The sequence below is a fragment of the Citrobacter sp. Cpo037 genome (assembly GCF_030332945.1).
Lineage (GTDB): Bacteria > Pseudomonadota > Gammaproteobacteria > Enterobacterales > Enterobacteriaceae > Citrobacter > Citrobacter portucalensis.
Genome location: NZ_JAOWGW010000050.1, coordinates 91,271 through 117,477, shown reverse-complemented (window position 1 = coordinate 117,477; position 26,207 = coordinate 91,271). Strand labels below are relative to the sequence as shown.

19 protein-coding genes are annotated in these 26,207 nt (G+C 53.0%); 4 read left to right on the top strand and 15 right to left on the bottom strand.

Annotated elements, in window-relative coordinates:
* Positions 1–2: 2 nt before the first annotated feature.
* A complete protein-coding gene (gene cysD / locus OGX94_RS08460; RefSeq protein WP_003034152.1) occupies positions 3–911 on the bottom strand; it encodes a sulfate adenylyltransferase subunit CysD in 909 nt (302 codons plus the stop codon).
* A gap of 402 nt (positions 912–1,313) precedes the next feature.
* Here cysD and OGX94_RS08455 point away from each other — a divergent pair, with 402 nt between their 5' ends.
* Entirely contained in the window at positions 1,314–2,357 is a 1,044-nt protein-coding gene (locus OGX94_RS08455) for an aminopeptidase (protein WP_257662049.1), read from the top strand.
* A 45-nt stretch (positions 2,358–2,402) separates the two neighbouring features.
* Here the strand turns inward: OGX94_RS08455 and cysH are convergent, their stop codons facing one another.
* The 3 genes from cysH to cysJ all read right to left on the bottom strand — a co-directional run bounded on the left by cysH (position 2,403) and on the right by cysJ (position 6,750).
* A complete protein-coding gene (gene cysH / locus OGX94_RS08450) occupies positions 2,403–3,137 on the bottom strand; it encodes a phosphoadenosine phosphosulfate reductase (protein WP_003825712.1) in 735 nt (244 codons plus the stop codon).
* A gap of 101 nt (positions 3,138–3,238) precedes the next feature.
* Positions 3,239–4,951, bottom strand: a complete 1,713-nt coding sequence (gene cysI, locus OGX94_RS08445) for an assimilatory sulfite reductase (NADPH) hemoprotein subunit (RefSeq protein ID WP_003034148.1) — start codon at positions 4,949–4,951, stop codon at positions 3,239–3,241.
* A complete protein-coding gene (gene cysJ, locus OGX94_RS08440) occupies positions 4,951–6,750 on the bottom strand; it encodes an NADPH-dependent assimilatory sulfite reductase flavoprotein subunit (protein ID WP_148361526.1) in 1,800 nt (599 codons plus the stop codon). Before cysJ ends, cysI begins: the two co-directional genes overlap by 1 nt.
* Positions 6,751–7,055: 305 nt before the next feature.
* Between cysJ and queD the strand changes: the two genes are divergently transcribed.
* Complete coding sequence (gene queD, locus OGX94_RS08435) at positions 7,056–7,418, top strand: 6-carboxytetrahydropterin synthase QueD (RefSeq protein ID WP_003825707.1); 363 nt, start codon at positions 7,056–7,058, stop codon at positions 7,416–7,418.
* Positions 7,419–7,509: 91 nt separating this feature from the next.
* Here the strand turns inward: queD and queE are convergent, their stop codons facing one another.
* The 3 genes from queE to OGX94_RS08420 form a co-directional block, all read right to left on the bottom strand.
* The gene (queE, locus tag OGX94_RS08430; protein WP_003034139.1) at positions 7,510–8,181 is read right to left on the bottom strand and encodes a 7-carboxy-7-deazaguanine synthase QueE; all 672 of its coding nucleotides are present in this window, start codon (positions 8,179–8,181) and stop codon (positions 7,510–7,512) included.
* Between the two features lie 71 nt (positions 8,182–8,252).
* Positions 8,253–8,942 (bottom strand): N-acetylmannosamine-6-phosphate 2-epimerase, encoded by a 690-nt coding sequence (locus OGX94_RS08425; RefSeq protein WP_126956664.1) that lies wholly within the window; start codon positions 8,940–8,942, stop codon positions 8,253–8,255.
* Positions 8,942–10,498: a maltose/glucose-specific PTS transporter subunit IIC gene (locus tag OGX94_RS08420; RefSeq protein WP_257662050.1), complete on the bottom strand. Its 1,557-nt coding sequence runs from the start codon at positions 10,496–10,498 to the stop codon at positions 8,942–8,944. The genes OGX94_RS08425 and OGX94_RS08420 overlap by 1 nt, the downstream gene beginning before the upstream one ends.
* A gap of 165 nt (positions 10,499–10,663) precedes the next feature.
* Between OGX94_RS08420 and OGX94_RS08415 the strand changes: the two genes are divergently transcribed.
* Positions 10,664–11,488: a MurR/RpiR family transcriptional regulator gene (locus OGX94_RS08415; RefSeq protein WP_063940947.1), complete on the top strand. Its 825-nt coding sequence runs from the start codon at positions 10,664–10,666 to the stop codon at positions 11,486–11,488.
* A gap of 55 nt (positions 11,489–11,543) precedes the next feature.
* Here the strand turns inward: OGX94_RS08415 and eno are convergent, their stop codons facing one another.
* From eno to rlmD, 5 genes are all read right to left on the bottom strand, one after another.
* A complete protein-coding gene (eno, locus tag OGX94_RS08410; RefSeq protein WP_003034129.1) occupies positions 11,544–12,842 on the bottom strand; it encodes a phosphopyruvate hydratase in 1,299 nt (432 codons plus the stop codon).
* Between the two features lie 87 nt (positions 12,843–12,929).
* On the bottom strand, positions 12,930–14,567 hold the full coding sequence (pyrG, locus tag OGX94_RS08405) for a glutamine hydrolyzing CTP synthase (protein ID WP_003034127.1): 1,638 nt from the start codon (positions 14,565–14,567) through the stop codon (positions 12,930–12,932).
* Between the two features lie 224 nt (positions 14,568–14,791).
* Positions 14,792–15,583, bottom strand: coding sequence for a nucleoside triphosphate pyrophosphohydrolase (gene mazG, locus OGX94_RS08400; protein ID WP_003825693.1), 792 nt, complete (start codon positions 15,581–15,583; stop codon positions 14,792–14,794).
* Between the two features lie 130 nt (positions 15,584–15,713).
* Positions 15,714–17,948: a GTP diphosphokinase gene (relA, locus tag OGX94_RS08395; RefSeq protein WP_003825690.1), complete on the bottom strand. Its 2,235-nt coding sequence runs from the start codon at positions 17,946–17,948 to the stop codon at positions 15,714–15,716.
* A 100-nt stretch (positions 17,949–18,048) separates the two neighbouring features.
* Positions 18,049–19,347 (bottom strand): 23S rRNA (uracil(1939)-C(5))-methyltransferase RlmD, encoded by a 1,299-nt coding sequence (gene rlmD, locus OGX94_RS08390; RefSeq protein ID WP_008785684.1) that lies wholly within the window; start codon positions 19,345–19,347, stop codon positions 18,049–18,051.
* Positions 19,348–19,404: 57 nt separating this feature from the next.
* On the opposite strand from rlmD, the gene barA reads away from it, so the two are divergent.
* Positions 19,405–22,161, top strand: a complete 2,757-nt coding sequence (gene barA / locus OGX94_RS08385; RefSeq protein ID WP_003825687.1) for a two-component sensor histidine kinase BarA — start codon at positions 19,405–19,407, stop codon at positions 22,159–22,161.
* A 119-nt stretch (positions 22,162–22,280) separates the two neighbouring features.
* Here the strand turns inward: barA and OGX94_RS08380 are convergent, their stop codons facing one another.
* The 3 genes from OGX94_RS08380 to OGX94_RS08370 all read right to left on the bottom strand — a co-directional run bounded on the left by OGX94_RS08380 (position 22,281) and on the right by OGX94_RS08370 (position 26,207).
* On the bottom strand, positions 22,281–23,423 hold the full coding sequence (locus OGX94_RS08380) for a glycerate kinase (RefSeq protein ID WP_257662052.1): 1,143 nt from the start codon (positions 23,421–23,423) through the stop codon (positions 22,281–22,283).
* 82 nt (positions 23,424–23,505) lie between these two features.
* On the bottom strand, positions 23,506–24,846 hold the full coding sequence (gene gudD / locus OGX94_RS08375; RefSeq protein ID WP_003034111.1) for a glucarate dehydratase: 1,341 nt from the start codon (positions 24,844–24,846) through the stop codon (positions 23,506–23,508).
* A gap of 20 nt (positions 24,847–24,866) precedes the next feature.
* Positions 24,867–26,207, bottom strand: coding sequence for an enolase C-terminal domain-like protein (locus tag OGX94_RS08370; protein WP_286569034.1), 1,341 nt, complete (start codon positions 26,205–26,207; stop codon positions 24,867–24,869).

The window sequence follows — 26,207 nt, the reverse complement described above, 5'->3', positions numbered from 1 at the left end:
CCTTAGAAATACCCCTGACGTTTCTTCAGCTCCATGGAGCCCGCCTGGTCGCGGTCAATCACGCGGCCCTGACGTTCACTGGTGGTTGAAACCAGCATCTCTTCGATAATTTCCGGCAGCGTCTGCGCATTCGACTCCACCGCGCCTGTCAGCGGCCAGCAGCCGAGCGTACGGAAACGCACCATGCGTTTTTTAATCACTTCCCCGGGCTGCAGATCGATTCTGTCGTCATCAATCATCATCAGCATGCCGTCGCGTTCCAGCACCGGACGCTCCGCCGCCAGATACAGCGGCACGATGTCGATATTTTCCAGCCAGATGTATTGCCAGATATCCTGTTCAGTCCAGTTAGAGAGCGGGAAGACGCGAATGCTTTCGCCTTTGTTAATCTGCCCGTTGTAGTTGTGCCACAGCTCCGGGCGCTGGTTTTTCGGATCCCAGCGATGAAAACGATCGCGGAAAGAGTAAATACGCTCTTTGGCACGCGATTTCTCTTCGTCACGACGAGCACCGCCAAACGCGGCATCGAAACCGTATTTATTCAGTGCCTGCTTCAGCCCTTCAGTTTTCATAATGTCGGTATGCTTGGCGCTACCGTGGACAAACGGGTTGATGCCCATCGCCACCCCTTCCGGGTTTTTATGCACCAGCAGTTCGCAGCCGTAGGCTTTCGCCGTGCGGTCACGAAACTCGTACATTTCGCTGAATTTCCAGCCGGTATCAACGTGCAGCAATGGGAACGGCAGCGTGCCCGGATAAAACGCTTTACGCGCCAGATGCAGCATTACGCTGGAATCTTTGCCGATGGAATACATCATCACCGGATTAGAAAACTCGGCGGCCACCTCACGAATGATATGGATGCTTTCCGCTTCCAGTTGCCGCAGGTGGGTAAGTCGTTTTTGATCCATAACCGTTCCTATGTAATGCCGTTATTTTGCTAACGATGCTCAGATAACCTGACTATAGGGAGGGCTGGAGGGCGAATGAAATTACGAATTGGAATGAGTAGTTCCTCAAAGGAATAACGATCCGGAAAAGCAAATATCAAAAAGTGCTTAAGCTACCGGAATTCGGGCATTTAGGAGCAAATGAAATTGTTTTACCTCGATCACGGTTTCATACTAGCGGCTAAAAATTTCTGCTTGGTATTCAGAGCCTATCCCATTAGGCGTACATTGTTGCTGTCAGTTTGGATACGGACAGCGCGGAACAACCGGAGCGTACATGTAGTACGTGAGGATTGTGAGCACTGCCCGGATTCAAAATGACAAATAAAATAGCCAAATGGGATAGGCTCTTAAGGACTCATTATGTTTCTCGCATCGCGCCACCTGACTACCGCCCTGGCGCTCGGCGCGTGCTTCATCTTTCCCGCACAGGCAACATCTTCGCAGCCCGGAGATATCGCAAATACCCAGGCTCGATATATCGCAACGTTTTTCCCTGGCCGCGTGACGGGATCTCCGGCTGAAATGTTGTCTGCTGATTATATACGTCAACAATTTCAGCAGATGGGCTATAGCAGCGATATTCGGACGTTTAATAGCCGTTATATTTATACCGCCAAAGATAACCGTAAAAACTGGCATAACGTAACGGGAAGCACCGTTATTGCAGCACATGAAGGTAAAGCGCCGCAGCAGATTATTATTATGGCGCACCTCGACACCTACGCCGCACAAAGCGACGCCGATTCCGATGCCAATCTGGGTGGATTAACCCTGCAAGGTATCGATGACAACGCCGCAGGTGTTGGCGTAATGCTGGAACTGGCAGAAAAACTCAAAAACGTGTCGACGCAGTACGGTATTCGATTTATCGCCACCAGCGGCGAGGAAGAAGGCAAACTGGGCGCGGAGAACATCCTGAAGCGAATGAGCGCCGCCGAGAAGAAAAACACGCTGCTGGTTATCAACCTCGATAATCTGATCGTCGGCGATAAGCTCTATTTCAATAGCGGTAAGAAAACCCCGGAAGCGGTGCGAAAACTGACGCGCGACCGGGCACTGGCTATCGCGCACAGCCGCGGTATCGTTGCCAGCACCAATCCAGGTCTGAACAAAGACTATCCGAAAGGCACTGGATGTTGTAACGATGCAGAGGTCTTCGACAACGCGGGGATTGCCGTTCTCTCCGTTGAAGCGACCAACTGGAACCTGGGCAAGAAAGATGGCTATCAGCAGCGCGCCAAAAGCGCCTCATTCCCGGCAGGCAACAGCTGGCACGATGTGCGACTGGATAACCAGCAGCATATCGATAAAGCGTTACCGGGCCGGATAGAGCACCGTAGCCGCGACGTGGTACGCATTATGCTGCCACTGGTAAAAGAACTGGCAAAAGCGGGTAAATCCTGAAGAAGGGATCCGGTAGGATGTAAATCTTACCGGCCCCCTTTCCTGTTATCCTTCGTGCAGTCCGCACTCACGCTTCAATCCGAAGAAACGCGTCTCTTCTTCCGCCATACCCGGCTCCCATTTGCGGGTGGTGTGGGTATCGCCTACCGACAGATAGCCCTGATCCCACAACGGATGGTATTTCAAACCGTGTTTTTGCAGATACTGGTAAACCGTACGGTTATCCCAGTCGATGATCGGCAGAACTTTAAACACACCGCGCTGGATAGCCAGCACCGGCAAATGCGCACGACTGCCCGATTGCTCTCGACGCAGACCGGCAAACCAGGTTTGCGCGTTCAGCTCCTGCAGCGCCCGGTTCATCGGCTCGACTTTGTTGATGTCATTGTATTTTTCAATACCTTCAACGCCCTGCTCCCACAGTTTGCCGTAGCGCGCTTCCTGCCAGGCCGCACTTTCCTTCGCCCGGTAGACTTGCAGATTAAGCTTAAGCTTGTCCGTTAACTCATCAATAAACTGATAGGTTTCCGGGAACAGGTAGCCAGTATCGGTGAGGATCACCGGGATATCCGGGCGAATCTGATTTACCAGATGCAGGCTCACTGCCGCCTGGATACCAAAACTTGATGACAGTACATATTCACCAGGCAGGTTTTCCAGCGCCCACGCTACGCGATCCTCGGCGCTCAGTTTTTCCAGCTGGGCGTTGGTTTCGGCCAGCGCTAATACGCGATCCACTTTTGGCAGTTCGTTTAGCTTGTTTAGATCGAGTTGGGACATAAGTTCCTCACTGTATGCCTTGCCTGATGGCGCTTCGCTTATCAGGCCTACGCAGGCTGTAGGCCGGATAAGGCATTTATGCCGCCATCCGGCAATTCAGGTTATTCCCAGAAATCACGCGCTGGATCGAGCACCGGGCGAATAATGCCCGCACGCACCGTAAAGTCGCCGAAGCCTTCACCCGCTTCGCGCTCTTTCGCCCAGCGCCCAATCAGTTCATCCAGCGATGCCAGAATTTCCGGCTCGGTGATATTCTCTTTAAACATCCGGGGAATTCGGGTTCCGATACGGTTGCCCCCTAAATGGAGGTTATAACGCCCGGGAGCTTTACCCACCAGACCAACTTCCGCCAGCATCGCACGACCACAACCGTTCGGGCAGCCGGTCACGCGCATGACAATGTTTTCATCACTCAGGCTGTGCTTCGCCATCAGCGTGTCGATGTTGTCGATAAACGTTGGCAGGAAACGCTCAGCTTCCGCCATCGCCAGCGGACAGGTCGGGAACGAGACGCAGGCCATCGAGTTTTCACGCTGCGGAGTGACTGCGTTCATTAAGCCACTCTTCTGCGCAATCTTTTCGATCTTCGCCTTTTCACTCTCAGGAACACCGGCAATGATCAGGTTCTGGTTCGCGGTAATGCGGAACTCACCTTTGTGGATCTTCGCGATCTCAAGCAGACCGGTTTTCAGCGGTCGGCCCGGATAATCGAGGATACGGCCGTTTTCAATAAACAACGTCAGGTGCCATTTATTGTCGATCCCTTTCACCCAGCCGATACGATCGCCGCGACCGGTAAACTCGTACGGGCGGATCGGCTCAAATTTGATCCCCGCGCGGCGCTCAACTTCAGCTTTAAAGGTCTCAACGCCTACGCGTTCCAGCGTGTATTTGGTTTTCGCGTTTTTACGATCGGTACGGTTACCCCAGTCACGCTGCGTGGTCACCACCGCCTCAGCCACGGCCAGCGTATGCTCAAGCGGCAGATAACCAAACTCGCTTGCCGTACGGGCATAGGTTTTCTTATTGCCGTGCTCAATCGACAAACCACCGCCCACCAGCAGATTAAAGCCCACCAGCTTGCCGTTTTCCGCAATCGCCACGAAGTTCATGTCGTTGGCGTGCAGATCGATGTCGTTCTGCGGTGGGATCACGACCGTGGTTTTAAACTTACGCGGCAGATAGGTTTGACCGAGGATCGGCTCTTCGTCGGTGGTCGCGACTTTTTCCTGATCCAGCCAGATCTCTGCATAGGCGCGGGTTCGCGGCAGCAGATGTTCGGAGATCTTTTTCGCCCACTCGTAGGCTTCCGCGTGCAGCTCAGATTCATACGGGTTGGAGGTGCACAGCACGTTACGGTTCATGTCGTTGGCGGTCGCCAAAGCGTCAAGCCCGACGGAATGCAGCATCTGGTGTACCGGCTTAACGTTCTTCTTCAGAATGCCGTGAAACTGGAAAGTCTGACGGTTGGTCAGACGAATGCTGCCGTAAATGGTGTTGTCATGGGCGAACTTATCGATCGCCTGCCACTGCTTGGTGGTGATCACCCCCCCCGGCAGACGACAGCGCAGCAGCATCGCGTGACGCGGCTCCAGCTTTTGCTCGGCACGTTCGGCGCGGATATCACGGTCGTCCTGCTGGTACATACCGTGAAAACGGATCAGCAGGAAGTTGTCGCCTTTAAACCCGCCGGTCAGGCCGTCGTTTAAATCTTCGGCAATGGTACCGCGCAGATAGTTGCTTTCCAGCTTCATACGCTCAGCGTCGGACAGTTTGCCTTCGACCACCAATGGTCCTGGATGTTTTTCGCTCATTAGTAGACATCTCGCTGATAACGGCGCTCAATGCGCAGCTCACTTAAAAATTCATCCGCCGCTTCGATATCCATACCACCGAATTCGGCAATCACTTCCAACAACGCCTGCTCAACGTCTTTCGCCATGCGATTGGCGTCGCCGCAGACATAAATGTGCGCACCGTCGTTAATCCAGCGCCACAGTTCCGCGCCCTGTTGGCGCAGTTTATCTTGTACGTAGACTTTTTCTTTTTGATCGCGGGACCAGGCGAGATCGATACGGCTCAGTACGCCCTCTTTGACGTAACGCTGCCATTCCACCTGATACAGGAAATCTTCGGTAAAGTGTGGGTTACCAAAAAACAGCCAGTTTTTGCCTTCGGCTCCGTCAGCCGCACGTTGCTGCATGAATGCACGGAACGGCGCAATCCCCGTACCCGGTCCAATCATAATTACCGGCGTCTGCGGGTTCGCCGGCAGACGGAAGTTGTCGTTGTGTTCAATGAACACACGAACTTCACCTTCTTCTTCCACGCGGTCGGCAAGGAAACTGGAAGCACCACCAGCACGGGCGCGACCTTCTATCTCATAACGCACCACACCCACGGTAACGTGCACTTCGCTTTCCACTTCCGCCTGGGAAGAAGCAATGGAGTACAAACGCGGCGTCAGCGGACGCAGAAGATCAACTAACGCCTGAGCATCCAGTTGCGCCGGAGAGAAGCGCACCATATCGACGATGGGCGTGGTTGCGGCGTAATGCTGCAACTGTGCTTTGTCACCCACTAACGGCAGCAAAGTTTCGCTGCGGGTTAAGGTGGCATAGTTTTCTACGATATTGCCGGTGTTAACCGTCAGCTCGAAATGCCACTGCAACGCTTCAGCAAGCGACAGGGTTTTGCCTTCAACCGTGACCGGCTCATCACCTTTCAGCCACAGCAATTCAACCAGTTCTTTAACCAGAGCCGGGTCATTCTGATACCAGACGCCCAGCGCATCGCCCGGTTGATAACGCAGGCCGGAATCGCCTAAATCAATCTCAATATGGCGCACGTCTTTTTCAGAGTCGCGGCCGGTAATTTTCTGATTCACCGCAAGCGACGCCGTCAGCGGCGCTTCTTTGGTGTATGGGCTGGTGTGTACTTCATTTACTGCACCGCTCGCGGCAACTTGCACAGACGGTGCCGCAGGCGCACGCGCTTTCAGGACATCAACGAGGCGAGCACGCCACTGCGCAGCGGCGGCCTGGTATTCGACGTCGGCATCTACACGATCGAGCAGACGTTCACCGCCCAGCTCAGCCAATTTGGTATCGAAGTCTTTTCCTGCCTGGCAGAAAAACTCATAAGAGGTGTCGCCAAGACCAAACACGGCAAAAGCAGTGTTATCAAGCTTTGGCGCTTTTTTCGAGAACAGGAATTTATGCAACGCCACGGCTTCTTCCGCCGGCTCACCTTCCCCTTGCGTTGACGCCACCACGATCAGCAGTTTTTCATTGGCGATTTGTTTGAATTTATAGTCGCCAGCGTTGATGAGAGTGACGTTGAGCTTCGCGGCGATCAGATCATCGCGCAGGGCTTCCGCCACACGGCGCGCATTACCGGTTTGTGAGGCGGAGATAAGCGTAATGCCTGGCATTTCAGCGACAGGCGCAGGCGCCACCGCGTTGCTGCCTGGCTGCTGATTCAGCACGCCCCAAAAATAGCCAGAAACCCACGCAAGCTGTGCGGGAGTGAAATCGGTCGTGGCCGCCTGAAGGCGTGCCAGTTGCTCCGGGTTTAGCGGTAGCAAAGCAGAAGGTGGGGCCTGTGTCGTCATGCGTTGTCATGTTCCAGTAAGCAAAGCGGATTTCAGCAATAAAACCCAAACTGAAGATAAGGTTAACGGCGGGGATAGTAACAACTAAAGAAGGGATGGAAATAACAAATAACCAAATGGACTAACCTGTTTTAGTTATAGTTATTAACTGCAAAACAGATTATATAAGCATTTGATATATAAAAAATTACCAAATATTAACGTCATGAATGAATCGTTCTGATACTCAGCACCCTTTTAAATAATGATAAAATTTCCTCTTTACGGTACCCTACCGCGGTTTTTCGCATTCTTGAGAGTAAATAATGTCCACCACCTTGTTTAAAGATTTCACCTTCGAAGCCGCTCACCACCTGCCGCATGTACCGGAAGGGCATAAGTGTGGCCGCCTGCATGGTCACTCATTTATGGTGCGTCTTGAAATTACCGGTGAAGTCGATCCGCATACCGGTTGGATCATGGATTTTGCTGAGTTAAAAGCCGCGTTTAAGCCGACTTACGACAGACTCGATCACTACTATTTGAACGATATTCCTGGCTTAGAAAATCCAACCAGCGAAGTGCTGGCCAAATGGATTTGGGATCAGGTTAAACCTGTGGTCCCTCTGCTGAGTGCTGTAATGGTGAAAGAGACCTGCACAGCGGGCTGCGTTTATCGCGGCGAGTGATTGTAGGCTTGCCGGATGGCAACGCATCTTCTCCGGCCTGCATTGAGCAATAAACTATGGCCGGGTAAGCGAAACGCCCCCGGCACAGTTATCAGGCAATATTCAGATACTTATGGGTCTGCATCGACAGACGCCAGTTACGCGCAATACAGGTATCAATGCACAAACGCGTCGCATCTTCTTTCTGGCTGATTGGCTGTAAGGCGATGATTCGCGGTTTGTCGTCACTCAACGTCGCCAGCAGTTCATCCAGTGCTTCAATATCGCGGACACGGCCAACCGGATGCTTGATTTCATTCGCGCGCTCCAGCGCCTGTGACAGCACATCATAGCCACCGCGCATATTCACTTTCGGCGATACGGTCACCCAGGTATTCGGCGTACAGCGTACTTCGTGCGTGCCGCTGGTCTCAATCTGGCAACTAAAGCCGTTCTTTTCCAGCAGGTCAGTCAGCGGCATCAGGTCATGAATGCAGGGCTCACCACCGGTGATCACCACGTGACGGGCGGTATAGCCCTGACGCGAAATGACCGCCAGCAGATCTTCGCTGCTCGCAGCACCCCATTTATCGCTTTCTTTGGTCTTGGCCAGGATGCTGTACAGGGAGACTTCCCGATCCTCAAGCTTATCCCAGGTGTGTTTGGTATCGCACCAGGCACAGCCAACCGGGCATCCCTGTAAACGAATAAAAATGGCGGGGACGCCGGTAAAGTAACCCTCACCTTGCAGGGTCTGGAACATCTCGTTAATCGGGTACTGCATAGCGCTCTCAATATGGGGATAAACGATAATTATCGCAGATCCCCGCCAAAGTATCATGCCCCATCGATGCTTTACGAGGCGATCGCTGCGACAAAGCGTGCCGTTATCTGCTGCGGACGGGTGATAGCCCCACCAACCACCACGGTATGGGCGCCTAATGCCAGGCATCGTGCAGCACGTTCCGGAGTATCGACGTTTCCTTCTGCCACAACCGGTACGCTAACTGCAGCCAACACATCACGTAAAAAACCGCAGTCGTTTTCCGCCAGCACATGCCCGGCAGTGTCAGCGGTATAACCGTAGAGCGTAGTGCCCACACAGTCAAAACCCAGGCGCTCAGCGGTCACCGCTTCGTCTACGGTGGCGATATCCGCCATCAGCAGTACGGACGGGTAACGAGCGCGGATTTGCGTGACCAGTTCTTCCAGCGATTGCCCACCGGGGCGCGGGCGCGCTGTCGCATCCAGAGCAATAATTTCCGGCTCAACGGTCATCAGTTCATCGACTTCCTGCAAAGTGGCCGTGATAAACACATCGCTACCCGGATAATCACGCTTGATAATCCCAATCACCGGCAGGGAGACACTCTCTTTGATCGCGCGAATGTCCACCACGCTGTTCGCACGAATACCTACCGCACCGCCCTGCGCTGCCGCCAGCGCCATACGTGACATAATAAACGGGCTGTGCAGAGGCTCATTTTCCAGCGCCTGACAGGAGACAATTAATTTACCTTTCAGGGAATCCAGTACAGTTTTCATTACGATAAGATCTCTTCGACTTCGTTTTTAATGATGGTGACATGCGGGCCATAAATCACCTGAACCCCGTTGCCGCGAATAATTACGCCACGGGCCCCGGTCGCTTTCAGCGCCGCTTCATCGACCTTGCTGCTCTCTTTCACCGTCACGCGCAGGCGTGTGGCACAACAATCCACCTCTTCCAGATTCTCTTTGCCTCCCAGCCCGGCGATCACTGCCGCTGCTCGCTCACTCTGCGGCAGGCCGGATTCAGTCGGCGCCGCGTTTTCACGACCTGGTGTCAACCAGTTAAAGCGGTTAATCAAATAGCGAAAGGTGAAGTAGTAAAGGAAGAACCACGGGATCCCCACCATGGGGACGTACATCCAGTTGGTTTTAGCTTCCCCCTGTAGCACGCCGAAAAGGAGGAAATCGATAAGCCCACCCGAAAAGGTTTGCCCGATGGTGATATGTAAAATATGCGCGATCATAAACGCCAGACCATCGAAGAAGGCGTGAATGACGTATAACACGGGTGCGACAAACAGGAAGGAGAACTCGATAGGCTCAGTGATCCCTGTCAGGAAAGAGGTCAGTGCCGCAGACAACAGCAGACCGGCGACAAGTTTTCTGTTCTCAGGCCTGGCGGTGTGGTACATCGCCAGACATGCGCCAAGCAGGCCAAACATCATGGTAATGAAGCGCCCTGACATAAAGCGCGAGGTGCCCGCATAGAACTGCTGCGTATTCGGATCGGCAAGTTGCGCGAAGAAAATACGCTGCGTACCTTCAACTAACTGGCCGTTGACGATTTCACTACCGCCAAGCGCCGTCGTCCAGAACGGCAAATAGAAGATATGGTGTAACCCCAGTGGGCCAAGCATACGCAGGATGAAGCCGTACAACAGCGTCCCCAGATAGCCTGTCGCATCCACCAGACCTCCCAGTCCAAAAATGAGTTTCTGGAAATGCGGCCAAACCACCGTCATGACCGCACCCACGACAATCGCGGCAAGGGAGCTAATAATCGGTACAAAGCGCGAACCGCTGAAGAAACCAAGGAATTGAGGTAATGAGACTTTATTGAAACGGCTATGCAGCGCGCAGGTGACAAGCCCAATCACCACCCCACCGAACACACCCGTTTCCAGTGTCTGAATACCCAGCGTCATCCCCTGGCCTACGGCACCGGGATTCTCGTGCGCCAGCGTTCCGTTGAGCGTCAATAAAGCGTTGATGGTGGCGTTCATCACCAGAAATGCCAGCAATGCCGCAAGCCCGGCGGTGCCTTTATCCGTTTTCGCCAGTCCTACTGCGACACCTACCGCAAAAAGCACCGACAGGTTGGCAAACACAATAGAACCTGCGCTGGTCATGATCGTGAAAATTGCCTGTAACCAGTCAACGTCCAAAAATGGATAAGCAGTCAATGTGTTTGGATTCGACAGCGCGCCGCCAATCCCTAACAACAGCCCCGCAGCAGGCAGTACCGCAATCGGCAGCATGAACGATTTGCCGAACCGCTGTGCCTTTTCGAACCATGCGCCCGATGAAGCGCCGCTAAACATTTGCATCATTTTTTCATCTCTCCGATTAATGATGAAAATTTTTATCACATTTAATATAGACAATGAAAATTATCATCAAAATCCAGGAAGCCGATCATACTTTTTTAAAATGACTGGCATCTCTCCCCTGCTTTCCGCCACACTATCAACAGAGAAACGCATTAAGGATTTTGCATGTCAGAAAATGAAAACCTGCTGCTGAGATTGCGCCAGGGCGTTGACGGATATAGCCGAACACAGCAGAAGCTGGGAGAGTTTGTGCTCAGCGATCCGGCAAAAGTTGTCTATCTGACGATTACCGAACTGGCGCGTGAAAGCGACACCAGCGAGGCGAGCGTCACACGTCTGTGCCGCGCACTTGGGTGTAAGGGTTATAACGAATTCAAAATGGCGCTGGCACTCGATCTCCAGCAAGGACAGCCGGTAGAGCACAGCGGGGATGAAATTGACAATGTGGTCAATGAATCCGTACAAGCGTTGCAGGACACAGCAAAATTACTCGACAGGACATTACTGGAATCCGCCGCTTTGGCACTGCATCAGGCCCAGTCGGTACAGATTTATGGCGTAGCGGCCAGCGCTATTCTGGGGGAGTATTTACATTACAAACTCCTGCGCCTCGGCAAACCTGCACAATTGTTCAGTGACATGCATCGTGCAGCCATGAACGCCACAACGCTTAACAAAGACACGCTGGTGGTAGCGATTTCCAGTTCAGGTTCGACGCGCGATCTACTGCATGTCGTTAAACTGGCGCGTAAGCAAGGCGTGCGCGTACTGGCGTTAAGTAATACGCCGCGCAGCCCGTTGGCTTCGCTGAGCGATATTCAACTGGTCGCAGCCAAACCAGAAGGTCCGTTGAGTGCTGGCGCGCTAAACGCCAAGGTGGGAGTGATGCTGTTGGTAGAGCTACTGACTACGTCGCTGATTGCTCTGGATGAAAAGTACAGTGATGTGAGCCAGCAAACCGCCAGCGCAACCCTTCCTCTACTGCTTTAAGGGCATAAAAAAACCCGCCGCAGCGGGTTTTTACGTTAAGAGTTAAAGAACTGGATTACGCCTGACCTTTGATCTCTTTACGACCGTTGTACGGTGCTTGTTCACCCAGAGCTTCTTCGATACGAATCAGCTGGTTGTACTTAGCAACGCGGTCAGAACGGCTCATAGAACCAGTTTTGATCTGGCCTGCAGCGGTACCAACAGCCAGGTCAGCGATGGTAGCGTCTTCAGTTTCGCCAGAACGGTGAGAGATGACAGCGGTGTAGCCAGCGTCTTTCGCCATTTTGATCGCAGCCAGAGTTTCGGTCAGAGAACCGATCTGGTTGAATTTGATCAGGATGGAGTTAACGATGCCTTTTTCGATGCCTTCTTTCAGGATCTTGGTGTTAGTTACGAACAGATCGTCACCAACCAGCTGGATTTTGTCGCCCAGTACTTTAGTCTGGTATGCGAAACCGTCCCAGTCAGACTCGTCCAGACCATCTTCGATGGACACGATCGGGTACTGTTTGGTCAGTTCTTCCAGGAAATGAGTGAATTCTTCGGAGGTGAATGCTTTGTTGCCTTCGCCAGCCAGAACGTATTTACCGTCTTTGTAGAATTCAGAAGCTGCACAGTCCATCGCCAGGGTGATGTCTTTGCCCAGCTCGTAGCCAGCTGCTTTAACCGCTTCAGCGATTACAGCCAGAGCTTCAGCGTTGGAACCCAGGTTCGGCGCGTAGCCACCTTCGTCACCAACTGCAGTGTTCATACCTTTAGCTTTCAGAACTTTAGCCAGGTTGTGGAACACTTCAGAACCCATACGAACGGCTTCTTTCAGAGTCTTAGCGCCAACCGGCTGAATCATGAATTCCTGGATGTCGACGTTGTTGTCAGCGTGCTCACCACCGTTGATGATGTTCATCATCGGAACCGGCATGGAGTATTTACCCGGAGTACCGTTCAGTTCAGCGATGTGTGCATACAGCGGCAGGCCTTTTGCAGCTGCTGCTGCTTTGGCGTTCGCCAGGGACACAGCCAGGATGGCGTTTGCACCGAAGTTGGATTTGTTTTCAGTACCGTCCAGATCGATCATGATCTTGTCGATGCCAGCCTGATCTTTAGCATCTTTACCCAGCAGAGCCTGAGCAATTGGGCCGTTAACAGCTGCAACAGCTTTCAGTACGCCTTTACCCATGAAACGGGATTTGTCGCCATCGCGCAGTTCCAGTGCTTCGCGGGAACCAGTAGAAGCACCTGACGGAGCTGCTGCCATACCAACGAAACCACCTTCCAGGTGTACTTCGGCTTCAACAGTCGGGTTACCACGGGAGTCGATGATTTCACGACCGATGATTTTAACGATTTTGGACATTAGATTTTCCTCAGTACAAGTTAAACTAAAACTCCAGACAAACAATGCACCCTAATGGGTGCATTGCCGTTCTAACTTATTTACTTCTTACTTCGCCTGACGCTTCTGATGTTCACTGGCGGCTTTCACAAAGCCGGCAAACAGCGGGTGCCCATCACGTGGCGTGGAAGTAAATTCCGGGTGGAACTGACAGGCCACGAACCACGGATGATTCGGTACCTCAATGATCTCGACCAACTGATCATCACCGGAACGGCCTGCAATACGCAGACCCGCAGCTTCAATCTGTTTCAACAGCATATTGTTGACTTCATAACGGTGGCGATGGCGTTCAACAATTGTCGGCGCGCCGTACAGTTGACGAACCAGGCTATCGTCGCTCAACTGACACTGCTGCGCGCCAAGGCGCATTGTGCCGCCCAGATCGCTCTTCTCTGTACGGACTTCGACGTTGCCGTCTTCATCGCGCCATTCGGTAATCAGGGCCACCACCGGGTACTTACAGTCTGGCACAAATTCCGTGGAGTTGGCGTTGTCCATACCCACTACGTTACGTGCAAACTCAATCAACGCAACCTGCATACCCAGGCAAATGCCCAGATAAGGAATATTGTTCTCACGCGCAAAACGCGCCGTCGCGATTTTACCTTCAACACCGCGGTAGCCGAAGCCGCCAGGGATCAGGATTGCATCAAGACCTTTCAGGATCTCAACGCCACGCGTTTCGACATCTTGCGAATCGATCAGCTTGATGTTGACGGTGACACGATTCTTCAGACCACCGTGCTTCAGCGCTTCGATAACTGACTTATAGGCATCCGGCAGTTCAATGTACTTGCCGACCATACCGATAGTCACTTCGCCTGCCGGATTCGCTTCTTCGTAGATAACCTGTTCCCATTCTGACAGATTAGCTTCCGGACAGTTCAAGCTGAATCGTTTACAAATATAATCGTCAAGGCCCTGAGATTTCAACAGGCCCGGGATTTTATAGATGGAATCGACATCTTTCAGAGAAATCACCGCTTTTTCCGGAACGTTACAGAACAATGCAATTTTTGCACGTTCATTAGCCGGAACTGCGCGATCGGAGCGGCAAATCAGGATATCTGGCTGAATACCGATAGAAAGCAGCTCTTTTACAGAGTGCTGAGTCGGTTTAGTTTTGACTTCACCTGCCGCCGCCATGTACGGAACCAGCGTCAGATGCATAAACAGCGTGTGCTCACGGCCAATTTCTACGGCCATCTGGCGAATCGCTTCAAGGAACGGCAGAGATTCGATATCCCCAACGGTTCCGCCGATTTCGACCAGAACAACATCATGACCTTCACCGCCTTCCAGAACGCGCTCTTTAATGGCATTCGTGATGTGCGGGATAACCTGAACTGTTGCGCCCAGGTAGTCGCCACGGCGTTCTTTACGCAGAACGTCGGAGTAGATACGACCCGTAGTGAAGTTGTTGCGGCGGCTCATTTTGGTACGAATGAAACGCTCATAGTGACCCAGGTCCAGGTCGGTTTCAGCGCCGTCTTCGGTAACGAACACTTCCCCGTGTTGGATTGGGCTCATAGTACCTGGATCGACGTTGATGTACGGATCCAGTTTCATCATGGTTACATTGAGGCCACGGGCTTCAAGAATGGCTGCCAGGGAGGCTGCGGCAATGCCTTTTCCCAGAGAGGATACGACCCCGCCGGTCACAAAAATATAGTTCGTTGTCATGCTGGACCTGAGAAGTTAGGGTGAAACGATGGAATTACCAAGACGGGAAAGTAGTATACCCGAACATGACGAGCGCCACAAACTTTCATTATTCCTCCTCTTCACCAGGCTCACATTAACATCGGGAGTGAGAAAATAGCCCCTTTGGGGTAAATGTTTTTGACGTAAATCAAGCGCTTGTTATTTAAAAAATCACACAAATCGCCCTTGACCGACGAAATCCCTTAGAGATCAATTTCCTGCCGTTTTACCTGTTGCCAGACTTCTTCCATAGTTTCCAGATCAACACCAGTCATTTCCAGACCGCGCGAAGCCACAATTCGCTCAACTTCACGAAAACGCCGCTCAAACTTCTCGTTCGCTTTCTGCAATGCGGTCTCTGCTTTAGTGCCTAAATGCCGGGCCATATTGACCGTAGCAAACAGCAGATCGCCCATTTCCTCCTCCAGTTTAGCCTGGTCGACAACAGCCTGCTTAGCCTCAAACATGACTTCGTCGATCTCTTCGTAAACCTTGTCGACAACCGGTCCTAATGTTTTCCAGTCGAAGCCAACATTTGAGCAGCGTTTCTGGATTTTTTGGGCGCGCATTAATGCCGGTAAACTGCGGGGAATATCGTCGAGTGCGGAATGCTGTGCCTTCTGGGCGCGTTCTTCACTTTTGATTTTTTCCCAGCGGGTCAAAACCTCAGTACTGTTACTGGCAGAAACATCAGCAAAAACATGTGGATGACGGCGTTCAAGCTTATCGCTTATCGCAGCACAAATATCATCAAAGTTGAAGCGTCCTTCTTCCTGCGCCATCTGGGCGTAAAACACCACCTGGAACAGCAGGTCGCCCAGCTCTCCGCGCAGGTCGTCAAAGTCTTCACGCGCAATCGCGTCCAGCACTTCATAGGTTTCTTCGAGAGTGTAAGGAGCAATAGTGGAGAATGTCTGCTCTTTGTCCCACGGACAGCCGTTTTCCGGGTCGCGCAGGCGCTGCATAATACCGAGCAGTCGGTCGATTTGATTCATTGGAATGTCCTGAAATTTCAATATAGTAGACCGGATAACGCGACAACCTACATCCAGCAACATAGCAATGCCTGATGGCAACGCTAACGCGTCTTATCAGGCCTACAAGGTTATCCGACCTACAAAATCATTAATTACCGTGCAAGCGACGTGCGTCGATCACATCCGGTACCTGGTTCAGCTTGCCGAGCACGCGCCCGAGCACCTGCAGGTTATAAATTTCGATGGTCATATCGATGGTGGCCAGCTGTTGTTTGGTATCACTTCGGCTGGCAACTCCCAGCACGTTCACCTTCTCGTTGGCGAGGATCGTGGTGATATCACGTAACAAGCCGCTGCGATCGTTGGCCTGGACGCGAACCACCAGCGAATACCCTGCCGAGTAGCTTTCGCCCCAGACCGCATCAACAATACGTTCCGGCGCATGGGAGCGCAGCTCAGCCAGCTGTTCACAATCCGCCCGGTGCACGGAAATACCGCGTCCCTGGGTAATAAACCCGACAATCTCATCGCCTGGAATCGGCTGGCAGCAGCGGGCGATGTGGTGCATCAGGTTACCTACCCCTTCCACCACCACACGACCGTCGTCTTTACGACGACTCTGCGGTGCCTGCGTTTTCTGCTGAAGCTGTTTCAGTGCGGCGGCATCCTGTTCGGCAGCGCTTGGCTTATTAAACTGCGCCTGCAGGAAGTTCACCATTTGGTTGAGGCGGATGTCTCCCCCACCAATCGCCGCCAGCAACTCGTCCAGCTCATTGAAGCTGTAGCGCGGTAGCAGGTGTTTTTCCGCCTCTTTCAGGCTGATGCCTAAATGCGCCAGCTCATCGTCGAGGATCTGGCGACCTGCAAGGATGTTCTTATCACGGTCCTGTTTACGGAACCAGGCGTGGATCTTCGAACGCCCACGACTGGTGGTTACGTAGCCAAGGTTAGGGTTCAACCAGTCGCGGCTTGGGTTTGGCTGTTTCTGGGTGATAATTTCAATTTGATCGCCCATCTGCAGCTGGTAGGTAAACGGTACAATGCGCCCACCAATTTTCGCGCCAATGCATCGATGCCCCACATCGCTATGAATGTGGTAAGCAAAATCGAGCGGCGTGGAGCCCGCAGGTAAGTCTACAACGTCGCCTTTTGGCGTAAAGACGTACACGCGGTCATCAAAGACCTGGCTACGGACTTCATCCAGCATTTCACCGGAATCCGCCATCTCTTCCTGCCAGGCAATCAGCTTACGCAGCCACGCAATGCGATCTTCATGACCAGAACGCGCCGCGCCTGAAGCGGTACCCTCTTTGTACTTCCAGTGCGCCGCGACGCCCAGTTCGGCATCTTCGTGCATCTGTTTGGTACGGATCTGAATTTCGATGGTTTTCCCGCCCGGCCCCAGCACAACCGTATGGATTGACTGGTAGCCATTGGGTTTCGGATTAGCAACGTAATCATCGAACTCATCCGGCAGATGGCGATAGTGAGTATGTACTATCCCGAGTGCGGCATAGCAATCCTGTAAACGCTCTGCCACGATACGCACTGCGCGTACATCGAACAGTTCATCGAAGGCTAACTGCTTTTTCTGCATTTTGCGCCAGATACTGTAGATATGCTTCGGACGTCCGTACACCTCAGCTTTGACGCCTTCCGTTTTCATCTCTGAGCGCAAATGACCGACGAACTCATCAATATAATGTTCCCTGTCGATACGTCGTTCATGCAGCAGCTTGGCTATGCGTTTGTATTCAGCCGGGTGCAGATAACGGAAGCAATAATCTTCCAGCTCCCATTTTAATTGCCCGATTCCCAAACGGTTGGCCAGCGGCGCATAAATATTGGTGCACTCTTTTGCCGCCAGAACGCGTTCATCTTCCGGCGCGTCTTTCACTTCACGCAGATGGGCAATCCGCTCTGCCAACTTGATGACCACACAGCGGAAGTCATCTACCATTGCCAGCAGCATGCGGCGGACGTTATCGACCTGCTCGGAAGAAACTGAATCGGTATGCGTGGCTTTAAGCTGGCGTATCGCCGCCATATCACGCACACCGTGGATAAGATGAACAATAGATTTGCCCACGCTCTCGCGCAGGATGTCTTCACTGACCACGTTGGCATCAGCCAGAGGGAACAGCATTGCTGCACGCAGCGTGTCGATATCCATGCTCAACATAGAGAGAATTTCTACCATCTCCACGCCACGCCACAGCAGCAGATCCGCATCCGGATGCCCCTGTGTCTGCTGGAGGCAGTACGCCCAGGTTTCGGCTAAGCGTTCACACGACTGCTGGCTGGAGATCCCCAGACTCGCGATCCATTTCTTTGGATCAAACTCACCAGCTTTATTTATATGTGCACTTCTTACCGCAACCATTGTCCTCTCCTTAAGGGGCCAGGCCTGTCGAAGTCGACAAGCCCTACCCATTGTCTTTCATGCTGCATTACAACCCGAAATCCAATGGGTACAAAATTCATTACAAACGCTCAAACAGGACCATTGATTCCAGGTGTCCAGTGTGCGGAAACATATCGAGCATCGCCAGTCGCCGTATGGCGTATCCAGCGTTGAGCAAAGCATCGCTGTCACGAGCCAGCGTTGCTGGGTTACAGGATACATAAACAACGCGTATAGGTTCTAATTTTATAATATGTTGCATCACACCTGCAGCCCCCGCACGCGCAGGATCGAGCAATACTTTGTCGAATCCGTTTTTCGCCCACGGCTGTCGGGTAACATCTTCCTCAAGGTTTTCATGAAAGAATGTCACATTGTGTAATCCGTTATTCAGCGCGTTTTCTCGGCCTTTTTCCACCAACGCAGGAACACCTTCCACACCAACCACGCTTGCTGCCCGAGTTGCCAGCGGTAGGGTAAAATTGCCCATGCCACAGAACAAATCGAGTACACGATCTTCAGGTTGTACATCGAGCCATTCCAGCGCACGGGCGACCATTTGTTGGTTTACCCCTTCATTGACCTGAATAAAATCGCGCGGGCTGAAGGTTAACCGTAGTCCATTTGAGTCATACCAGGGCGATTCTTCTGATATTGATTCCAGTATCTCGCTTTGCGGGGCCAGAAACAAAGACAGACCCTGAGAATGCGAAAAGCATTCCAGTTTTTCTTTATCCGCAGCACTCAATGGCGCCGTGTGGCGCAAAATCATCAGGGTTCCGCTTCCCGCCTGTACCAGCTCAACATGGCCTAGATGGCGTAACCCTTGCAGACTTTCCAGACACGCTCTGAGATGGGGCAATAACGCCTCAAGCTGGGGCACCAAAATAGGGCATTGTTTGACATCGATAATGTCGCTGGAACCGGATTTGCGAAACCCCATCTGCAATTTTTGTTCTTTTGGCCGATAGTTCAGGCTCAAACGTGCGCGACGACGATAGCCCCACGGGGCATCAGCTATAACATCCGACACCTCACATTTCATTAAACGCGACAACGCCGCGCTTTTGCTACGCTGCTGCAATGAGATGCTGGCATGCTGCTGCTGGCAACCGCCGCACACGCCAAAATGCGGGCAACGTGGCACTTCACGCTGTGGGCTGTCGTTTAAACGTCGTTTTACTTGCGCGCGGGCAAACTGTTTTTTATCTTCGGTAATCACCACCTCGGCGCTTTCCTGGGGTAGCAATTCCGGTATAAACAACGCCTTTCCGTTATGGCGAGCGACGCCCTGACCAAAAGGATCGAGGTCATTGACGGTAACGGTTATGATCTGACGCGTCGTCACGCGTCGTTTTGCAGAGTAGAATTGCGCCATCGACGAGATATTTCTCTATTTAACAGTGTGACCCTAATTGTCCCATAACGGAACTCCATGACCAACTACAGCCTGCGCGCACGCATGATGATTCTGATCCTGGCCCCGACCGTCCTGATAGGTTTGTTGCTCAGTATCTTTTTTGTTGTGCATCGCTATAACGACTTGCAGCGTCAACTGGAAGATGCTGGTGCCAGCATCATTGAACCACTCGCGGTCTCCAGCGAATATGGCATGAACCTGCAAAACAGGGAATCCATCGGCCAGCTTATCAGCGTGCTGCATCGTCGCCATTCCGATATCGTGCGGGCAATTTCTGTTTATGACGAAAATAACCGACTGTTCGTCACCTCTAATTTTCATCTCGATCCGTCTGAAATGCAGTTGGCGACCGGTTCACCGTTTCCCCGTAAGCTGAGCGTCACCCGGCACGGGGATATCATGATCCTGCGAACCCCTATTATATCGGAAAGCTATTCACCGGATGAATCCGCCGTAAGCGACGCCAAAAACACCAAAAATATGCTGGGGTATGTGGCGCTTGAGCTGGACCTTAAGTCCGTACGATTGCAGCAGTACAAAGAGATCTTTATCTCCAGCGTAATGATGCTGTTTTGTATTGGTATCGCGTTAATTTTCGGCTGGCGTCTTATGCGCGACGTGACCGGCCCGATTCGCAATATGGTGAATACCGTTGACCGAATACGTAGAGGACAGCTCGACAGCCGCGTGGAAGGTTTCATGCTGGGCGAGCTGGATATGCTTAAAAATGGCATCAACTCGATGGCAATGTCTCTCGCGGCTTACCATGAAGAGATGCAGCACAACATCGATCAGGCCACCTCTGACCTGCGCGAAACGCTGGAGCAGATGGAAATCCAGAACGTCGAGCTGGATCTGGCGAAGAAACGCGCCCAGGAAGCGGCACGTATTAAGTCTGAGTTTCTGGCAAACATGTCCCACGAGCTGCGAACACCGCTGAATGGCGTGATTGGCTTCACCCGTCTGACGCTAAAAACCGAACTCAACACCACACAGCGCGATCACCTGAATACCATTGAACGCTCAGCTAACAATCTGCTGGCCATCATCAATGATGTACTCGACTTCTCCAAACTTGAGGCGGGCAAGCTGATTCTGGAAAGCATTCCGTTCCCGCTGCGCAGCACGCTGGATGATGTCGTCACACTGTTAGCACATTCATCCCATGATAAAGGGCTTGAGCTGACGCTGAATATTAAGAATGACGTACCGGACAACGTCATCGGTGACCCGTTGCGTTTACAGCAGGTGATCACCAATCTGGTCGGCAATGCCATCAAATTTACCGAAGGCGGCAACATCGACATCCTGGTCGAGAAGCGAGCCCTTAGTAACACGAAAGTGCAAATTGAAGTACAAATCCGCGATACCGGGATCGGTATTCCTGAGCGCGATCAATCCCGTCTGTTCCAGGCCTTCCGCCAGGCGGATGCCAGTATTTCCCGGCGTCATGGCGGAACCGGGCTAGGCCTGGTCATTACGCAAAAACTGGTCAACGAAATGGGTGGGGATATCTCCTTCCACAGCCAGCCGAACCGGGGCTCCACGTTCTGGTTCCATATCAGCCTCGATCTTAACCCTAATGTTCTCGTTGACCGCTCAACCACGCTCTGCCTGGCCGGTAAACGACTGGCCTACGTCGAACCTAACGCCACCGCCGCACAATGCACGTTAGATATATTGAGTGAAACACCGCTGGAGGTGATTTACAGCCCTTCATTCTCCGGGCTGCCGAAGGATCACTACGATATTCTGCTGCTCGGCATTCCGGTCACTTTACGCGAACCGCTCACCATGCAGCATGAGCGGCTGGCAAGCGCAGCGGCGATGACCGACTTTTTGTTACTGGCCCTCCCTTGCCATGCGCAGATTAACGCCGAGAAGTTAAAACAGGGCGGCGCGGCGGCGTGTCTGTTGAAACCGCTCACCTCAACCCGCTTACTGCCTGCGCTGACAGAGTATTGTCAGCTGAACCACAGCGCGGATCCGCTGCTGGTAGACGAGAGCAAAATCGCGATGACCGTCATGGCGGTGGACGACAACCCGGCGAACCTCAAGCTGATTGGCGCATTGCTGGAAGATAAGGTACAGCACGTCGTGCTCTGCGACAGCGGGCATCAGGCGGTGGATCGCGCCAGACAAATGCAATTTGATCTTATCCTGATGGATATTCAGATGCCTGATATGGACGGCATTCGCGCTTGTGAACTTATCCACCAGCTTCCTCATCAACAGCAGACACCTGTCATTGCGGTCACCGCACACGCCATGGCCGGGCAGAAAGAGAAGCTGCTCAGCGCCGGGATGAACGATTACCTGGCGAAGCCTATCGAAGAAGATAAGCTGCATAATCTGCTGTTACGTTACAAACCGGGTGCAAGCACATCGCTGCGGGCACTCACCGCAGAACCTCTTGAGCCAGTCGTCAATCCGAACACGACGCTCGACTGGCAACTGGCATTAAGGCAAGCCGCGGGTAAGAACGATTTGGCGCGGGATATGCTGCAAATGCTGATCGATTTTCTGCCTGAGGTGCGTAACAAAATCGAAGAGCAACTGGTCGGAGAGAACCCCGAAGGGCTAGTGGATATGATTCACAAGCTGCACGGCAGTTGCGGTTATAGTGGTGTCCCCCGCATGAAAAACCTGTGTCAGCTCATTGAACAACAGCTACGCAGTGGAACCAAAGAAGAAGAGCTGGAACCTGAGTTTTTAGAGCTTCTGGATGAGATGGACAACGTTGCACGCGAAGCAAAGAAGCTGTTGGGGTAATATTTGCCGGAAGGCGGCGTGACCGCCTTATCCGGTCTACAGGTTTCGCTGTTTACCGTAGGCACGATAAGCGTCGCGCATCGGGCACATCGCCGAATGCGGCGTAAACGCCCTACAACTCAGCGTAATTGCTGCCCTGCTTTAAGCGTTGCGGCTACGTTTCGCGCCGTTATTCGTACGTTGTCGCTCGCGTTCTTCAGCGCCTCATCCAGGGTACAAATGGAGTAGATGACGCTGAAAACCGCATCCAGCCCATGCTCATGGACCACACCGACATCGGCCGTCAGGCTACCTGCGATACCGATAACCGGCTTGTTGTAACGTTTTGCGACCTTCGCCACGCCAACCGGAACCTTACCGTGAATAGTCTGACTATCAATGCGCCCTTCACCCGTGACCACTAAATCCGCATCCGCAACGCAGGCATCAAGGTGTAACGCATCGGTCACTATCTCAATACCGCAGCGTAACTGTGCGCCGCAAAACGCATACAGCGCCGCCCCCATACCACCAGCCGCACCACCACCGGCCAGATCCAGCACGTTGACGCCCAGATCGCGGGCAATGAGTTGCGCATAGTGCGTGAGCGCCCGATCCAGGCGGGTAATCATCTCCGGCGTCGCCCCTTTTTGCGGACCAAAAACCGCAGATGCGCCCTTTTTTCCAGTCAACGGGTTGGTCACATCGCAAGCAACTTCAATACGGCACCCGGCAAGACGGCTGTCTAACTGAGAAATATCAATCCGGGACAGAGATTCCAGACCGATTCCGCCTTGCGCAATTTCGTTATTTTGCGCATCCAGCAGTTTTGCTCCCAGCGCTTGCGCCATCCCGGCACCGCCATCATTGGTGGCGCTACCGCCAATCCCAATGATGATATGTTCAACGCCAGCGTCCAGCGCATGACGGATTAACTCCCCGGTTCCCCAGGATGTCGTTTTCAGCGGATCGCGTAACCCCACAGGAACCTGTTCCAGTCCGCTGGCGGCCGCCATTTCGATAAACGCCGAGCGCTCATCACCAGATAAACCATAAAATGCCTGAATTGTGTTGCCCAAAGGGCCGGTAACATCAACATGCACAAGGTGACCTTGCGTTGCGGCAACCATCGCTTCGACCGTTCCTTCACCGCCATCTGCAACCGGAATCTTCACGTAATCCGCATCGGGCCAGATCTCACGAAACCCCTGCTCTATAGCCGTTGCCACCTCAAGCGCACTCAAACTTTCCTTATAGGAATCTGGTGCGATTACTATTTTCATAAAGCATCCTTACGCATGTTGACTATGTTAAGCATACACCAGGAGCAAAACCGCTCACTCTATAGGAGCGGTCCTGGATCACTTAGCGAACCATGCACGGACGCTTATTATCAAACGTCCAGTTCGGGATAAGATACTGCATACCCATCGCATCATCACGCGCACCCAGTCCATGTTGCTGGTACAGTTCATGCGCTTTCATGACCTGATCCATATCCAGCTCCACGCCCAGACCCGGTTTTGCCGGAACCTGCACCATGCCGCCTTTGATTTCAAACGGCTCTTTGGTCAAGCGCTGATTGCCTTCCTGCCAGATCCAGTGGGTATCGATAGCGGTTATTTTACCCGGAGCCGCCGCCGCAACATGCGTAAACATCGCCAGCGAAATATCAAAGTGGTTGTTAGAGTGCGATCCCCAGGTCAGCCCGAACTCATGGCACATCTGCGCCACACGGACAGAACCCTGCATGGTCCAGAAGTGCGGGTCCGCCAGTGGGATATCAACAGACTGCAACGACAGCGTATGCCCCATCTGACGCCAGTCGGTGGCGATCATGTTGGTGGCGGTCGGCAGACCGGTGGCGCGGCGGAACTCCGCCATCACTTCACGACCAGAGAAGCCCTGCTCGGCACCGCACGGATCTTCCGCATAGGCCAGAGAACCCTTCAGATATTTGCCGATCTTAATCGCTTCATTTAGCGACCACGCGCCGTTCGGATCCAGCGTGACGCGGGCCTGCGGGAAGCGCTTCGCCAGCGCAACGATAGATTCTGCTTCCTCTTCCCCGGCCAGCACGCCGCCTTTCAGTTTAAAATCATTAAAACCATACTTCTCATATGCGGCTTCCGCCAGGCGCACTACCGCATCCGGGGTCATCGCTTCTTCATGACGCAGACGATACCAGTCGCATTTCTCATCCGGCTGACTCTGGTACGGCAGCGGCGTTGCCTTACGGTTACCCACAAAGAACAGGTAACCCAACATTTCAACTTCGCTACGCTGCTGGCCATCCCCCAGCAAAGAGGCGACGTTTACGCCCAAATGCTGACCTAACAGATCCAACATGGCCGCTTCGATCCCAGTAACCACATGAATAGTGGTACGTAAATCGAAGGTCTGCAAACCGCGACCGCCCGCATCACGATCGGCAAAAGTATTGCGTACCGCATTCAGCACGTTTTTGTATTCACCTAACGTTTTACCTACCACCAACGGGATCGCATCTTCCAGCGTTTTGCGGATTTTTTCGCCGCCGGGAATTTCACCCACGCCGGTATGACCGGAGTTATCTTTAATAATCACAATATTGCGCGTGAAGAACGGAGCATGTGCGCCGCTCAGGTTCATCAGCATGCTGTCATGACCCGCAACCGGAATAACCTGCATAGAGGTAACCAATGGGGTAGAAAATTGTGCGCTCATAATTAAGTCCTTATTCAAAATTAGTGGCGGCCGAAAACGGGACGTTTACGGTCAAAAGTCCATCCGGGGATCAGATACTGCATTGGGCCTGCGTCATTACGCGCGCCACCGGGCAGCGCCTTATAGGCTTCATGCGCTTTCTGTACCTGATCCCAGTCCAGTTCCACGCCCAGACCGGGCGCATCGGGTACCGAAATTTTTCCGTTTTTAATCTCCAGCGGATTTTTGGTCAGGCGGCAATCGCCCTCCTGCCAGATCCAGTGGGTATCAATAGCCGTTGGATTACCCGGTGCAGCCGCACCAACGTGGGTGAACATCGCCAGGGAAATATCAAAATGATTGTTAGAATGGCAGCCCCAGGTCAGGCCCCAGTCGTCGCATAACTGTGCCACGCGTACCGCGCCAGAAAGGGTCCAGAAGTGCGGATCGGCCAGCGGAATATCTACTGAATTCAGCATCACAGCATGGCCCATTTCACGCCAGTTGGTGGCTATCATGTTCGTTGCTACCGGCAGACCGGTTGCACGGCGGAACTCGGCCATCACTTCGCGGCCAGAAAAACCCTGTTCGGCGCCGCATGGATCTTCGGCGTAGGTCAGAACATCGTTCAGCCCTTTACACAGGGAGATGGCTTCATCCAGCAGCCAGGCACCGTTGGGATCAACCGTAATACGTGCATCCGGGAAGCATTTTTTCAGCGCACGAGCGGTGTCGATTTCCTGCTCGCCAGGCAGTACACCACCCTTGAGTTTGAAATCTTTAAAGCCGTAGCGATCCTGCGAAGCCTGAGCCAGACGTACCACAGCCTCACTATTCATCGCTTGCTGATGACGCAGGTGATACCACTCATGGTTTCCCGGCGTGCTTTCCAGATACGGTAAATCGGTCTTTGTGCGATCGCCCACGTAGAACAGATAGCCGAGTACGGTGACCGCATCGCGCTGCTTGCCCGGCCCTAACAGTTCACAAACCGGCACGTTCAGCGCCTTACCCAGCAGGTCGAGCAATGCGGCTTCCAGCGCCGCTACCGCATTGACCCGTAGTTCAAAGGTCCAGGCGCCTTTGCCAAAGGTGTCAAAATCAGCGGCCTGGTTGCCTTTATGCACCTGCTGCACCACCTTATTCAGGCGCGCGACTCCCTGGCCCAACACCTGCGGAATCGCATCCACCAGCGTCTGATAAATCACTTCGCCACCTGGCGCTTCACCGACACCGGTGTTTCCGGCATTATCGGTGAGCACCACGATATTACGAGTAAAGTATGCGTTATGCGCGCCGCCAATATTGAGCAGCATGCTGTCATGACCGGCCACCGGGATGACCTTCATATCGGTAATAACGGGACTTGATTGTGTTGTCAT

Coding starts and splice junctions, on each gene's coding strand:
- cysH (WP_003825712.1), bottom strand. CDS start 3,137: ATGTCCCAACTCGATCTAAACAAGCTAAACGAACTGCCAAAAGTGGAT.
- eno (WP_003034129.1), bottom strand. CDS start 12,842: ATGTCCAAAATCGTTAAAATCATCGGTCGTGAAATCATCGACTCCCGT.
- OGX94_RS08370 (WP_286569034.1), bottom strand. CDS start 26,207: ATGACAACACAATCAAGTCCCGTTATTACCGATATGAAGGTCATCCCG.
- OGX94_RS08420 (WP_257662050.1), bottom strand. CDS start 10,498: ATGATGCAAATGTTTAGCGGCGCTTCATCGGGCGCATGGTTCGAAAAG.
- rlmD (WP_008785684.1), bottom strand. CDS start 19,347: ATGGCGCAATTCTACTCTGCAAAACGACGCGTGACGACGCGTCAGATC.
- cysI (WP_003034148.1), bottom strand. CDS start 4,951: ATGAGCGAAAAACATCCAGGACCATTGGTGGTCGAAGGCAAACTGTCC.
- queD (WP_003825707.1), top strand. CDS start 7,056: ATGTCCACCACCTTGTTTAAAGATTTCACCTTCGAAGCCGCTCACCAC.
- cysJ (WP_148361526.1), bottom strand. CDS start 6,750: ATGACGACACAGGCCCCACCTTCTGCTTTGCTACCGCTAAACCCGGAG.
- relA (WP_003825690.1), bottom strand. CDS start 17,948: ATGGTTGCGGTAAGAAGTGCACATATAAATAAAGCTGGTGAGTTTGAT.
- barA (WP_003825687.1), top strand. CDS start 19,405: ATGACCAACTACAGCCTGCGCGCACGCATGATGATTCTGATCCTGGCC.
- OGX94_RS08455 (WP_257662049.1), top strand. CDS start 1,314: ATGTTTCTCGCATCGCGCCACCTGACTACCGCCCTGGCGCTCGGCGCG.
- OGX94_RS08425 (WP_126956664.1), bottom strand. CDS start 8,942: ATGAAAACTGTACTGGATTCCCTGAAAGGTAAATTAATTGTCTCCTGT.
- mazG (WP_003825693.1), bottom strand. CDS start 15,583: ATGAATCAAATCGACCGACTGCTCGGTATTATGCAGCGCCTGCGCGAC.
- cysD (WP_003034152.1), bottom strand. CDS start 911: ATGGATCAAAAACGACTTACCCACCTGCGGCAACTGGAAGCGGAAAGC.
- queE (WP_003034139.1), bottom strand. CDS start 8,181: ATGCAGTACCCGATTAACGAGATGTTCCAGACCCTGCAAGGTGAGGGT.
- OGX94_RS08380 (WP_257662052.1), bottom strand. CDS start 23,423: ATGAAAATAGTAATCGCACCAGATTCCTATAAGGAAAGTTTGAGTGCG.
- gudD (WP_003034111.1), bottom strand. CDS start 24,846: ATGAGCGCACAATTTTCTACCCCATTGGTTACCTCTATGCAGGTTATT.
- OGX94_RS08415 (WP_063940947.1), top strand. CDS start 10,664: ATGTCAGAAAATGAAAACCTGCTGCTGAGATTGCGCCAGGGCGTTGAC.
- pyrG (WP_003034127.1), bottom strand. CDS start 14,567: ATGACAACGAACTATATTTTTGTGACCGGCGGGGTCGTATCCTCTCTG.